Source organism: Idiomarina sp. UBA4206 (assembly GCF_002383015.1).
In the GTDB taxonomy this organism is placed as follows: Bacteria; Pseudomonadota; Gammaproteobacteria; order Enterobacterales; family Alteromonadaceae; genus Idiomarina; species Idiomarina abyssalis.
In genome coordinates, this window is sequence record NZ_DFTS01000067.1 from 57,306 (window position 1) to 59,623 (window position 2,318).

At 46.8% G+C, this 2,318-nt stretch carries 1 protein-coding gene and 1 tRNA gene (1 of these 2 only partly in view); one reads left to right on the forward strand and one right to left on the reverse strand.

Annotated features, from left to right (window positions below; translation table 11 throughout):
- A tRNA-Met gene (locus B3180_RS13620) sits at positions 1-49 on the reverse strand; it reaches 126 nt to the left of the window's first position.
- Positions 50-251: 202 nt separating this feature from the next.
- Here B3180_RS13620 and rlmKL point away from each other — a divergent pair.
- The coding region (gene rlmKL, locus B3180_RS13625) for a bifunctional 23S rRNA (guanine(2069)-N(7))-methyltransferase RlmK/23S rRNA (guanine(2445)-N(2))-methyltransferase RlmL (protein ID WP_286845055.1) at positions 252-2,318 on the forward strand (2,067 nt) is incomplete at its 3' end.

Genomic DNA, 2,318 nt, shown 5'->3' on the forward strand with positions numbered 1-2,318 from the left:
GACCTTCGGGTTATGAGCCCGACGAGCTACCAGACTGCTCCACCCCGCGTCCGATTGAGAGCGCATAGTATAGCCATAATTCGTGTCGCGCAAGCTTTATTTAAACCAACCGCATAGTATTTATACAAATACGGTTTAACTGTTGCTTTATTAGTCATTCTCTCTGTAATTCCCTTATTTCAGCTGGAATTACAGACAGCCACTGAGCTCTCCGTTATAATTGTCCCCTTAATTTTTTAGGCGAAGTTTCTATGTATCGTTTTTTTATTGCGTGCTCCAAAGGTCTTGAAGGGCTTTTGTTTGATGAGTTGCAAGAGTTCAATTTAAGTCATGTTAAGCAAACCCTTGCGGGTTGCTATATCGAGACTGATTTGCAGCAGGCTTATACCGTGGCTATGTGGTCCAGGTTAGCAAGCCGTATGCTATTACAACTGGGTGAAAAGGAAGTTTCCAGCCTGGATGAGATTAAACTGGCATTGACTCAATTCTCGTGGAGCAAGGTTTTCGATGCGAACAGAACTTTCGTGGTTGATTTTTCCGGCGGTAATGACGACATTCGCCATACCCAGTTTGGCGCACAGTTAGTTAAAGACTGCATTGTCGACAACTTTCGCAATAATGGGTTTGAACGCCCCAGTATTGATAAGCAGGATCCGGACATTCGTATTGCGGTACGAGTGCATAAAGACAAGCTAACCTGGTCTTTAGACTTTACCGGCGATGGTATGCACAAAAGGGGATACCGCCTGCAGCAGGGGGAAGCGCCGTTGCGGGAAACCTTAGCCGCCGCCATATTAGTTCGTGCGGGCATCAAAAATGAATTAGAAAAAGATGAACCTGTTATTTTGGATCCGTTTTGTGGTTCAGGCACCTTAGTAATAGAAGCTGCCATGATGGCTATGGATCACGCGCCAGGCTTGAGCCGCGCGCATTGGGGCTTCTTGTATTGGCATGAGCATTCTCCGCAATTATGGCATGACGTACTCGAGCAGGCAGAACAACGCTTTAAAGAAGGGAAGAAGAACTTCAAAGGCCAGTTAAAAGGCTCTGACAGCAACCCACACCTGGTCGCTAAAGCTAAAGATAACGCCAAGCGTGTGCTATTACATGAAGTGATAGAGTTTGAAGTTGCAGATGCGACAAACTGCGAAGCACCGGCGGAAAGTGGCCTGTTAGTCTGTAATCCTCCCTACGGGGAACGTCTGGGTGAGGCCGTTGAGACCTTACTATTGTACCGCCGTTTTGGCCGTCAATTAAAAGACACTTTCCACAATTGGCATATAGCCGTATTGGCTGGAGACGAACAGTTACTTAAACGCCTTAAATTGCGCAGCCATAAGAAATATCCGCTATTAAACGGTGCAATTCCGGTTAATCTGGCGCTTTACGACTTAACTAAAGAGCAACCTGACTTCGCAGAGAGTCAAGCTGATGACTTGGTTAATAGGGTTAAGAAAAACTACGCAAAATTAAGCAAGTGGGCAGACAAGGAAGGACTGGATTGCTGGCGTGTTTATGACGCGGACATTCCTGAGTACAACGCCGCTATCGATATCTACCAGGATTACGTGGTTGTGCAGGAATATGCAGCTCCAAAAGACATTCCGGAAGGCGTTGCCAATGACCGTTTGTGGTTCATGCTCGAGTCTTTGAGTTCAGCCTTGCCGGTGTCAGAAGATAAAATCATTTTGAAACGCCGCCAGCGCCAAAGCGGTAAACAGCAATACGAAAAGCAGTCGCAGGAAAGCACAGTATTAGCGGTTAACGAATACGGCGCCAAGTTTGAGGTGAATTTAACCGACTACCTGGATACCGGTTTATTTATGGACCACAGATTAGTGCGTAAAGAGCTACTGGATAAATGCGAAGAATTGGATGTGCTGAATTTATTTGCCTATACCTGCACAGCCTCTGTTCAGGCCGCCAGAGCCGGTGCCGCACGAGTCGTTTCTGTTGATATGTCGAAAACTTACCTGAAGTGGGGCGAGCGTAACTTTGCCTTAAACCGCTTACGAGGCGACTACCAGTTTATTCAGGCTGACTGCTTTAGCTGGATGCGGGAACAAAGGGGCAAGCAACTGTTTGACGTTATTTTCCTTGACCCGCCCACCTTTAGTAACTCAAAACGGATGAGCGGAACCTTAGACATACAGCGTGACCACGTCGGTTTGATAAAAACCGCCACGGGAATGTTGAAAGAGGATGGCGTGATTCTATTCTCTAACAATAGAAAGAAATTCCGCATCGACACCGAAGGCCTGGATAAAGCCGGTCTTGAAGTAAATGATCAGACCCAGGCCTCAATACCCGAGGACTTC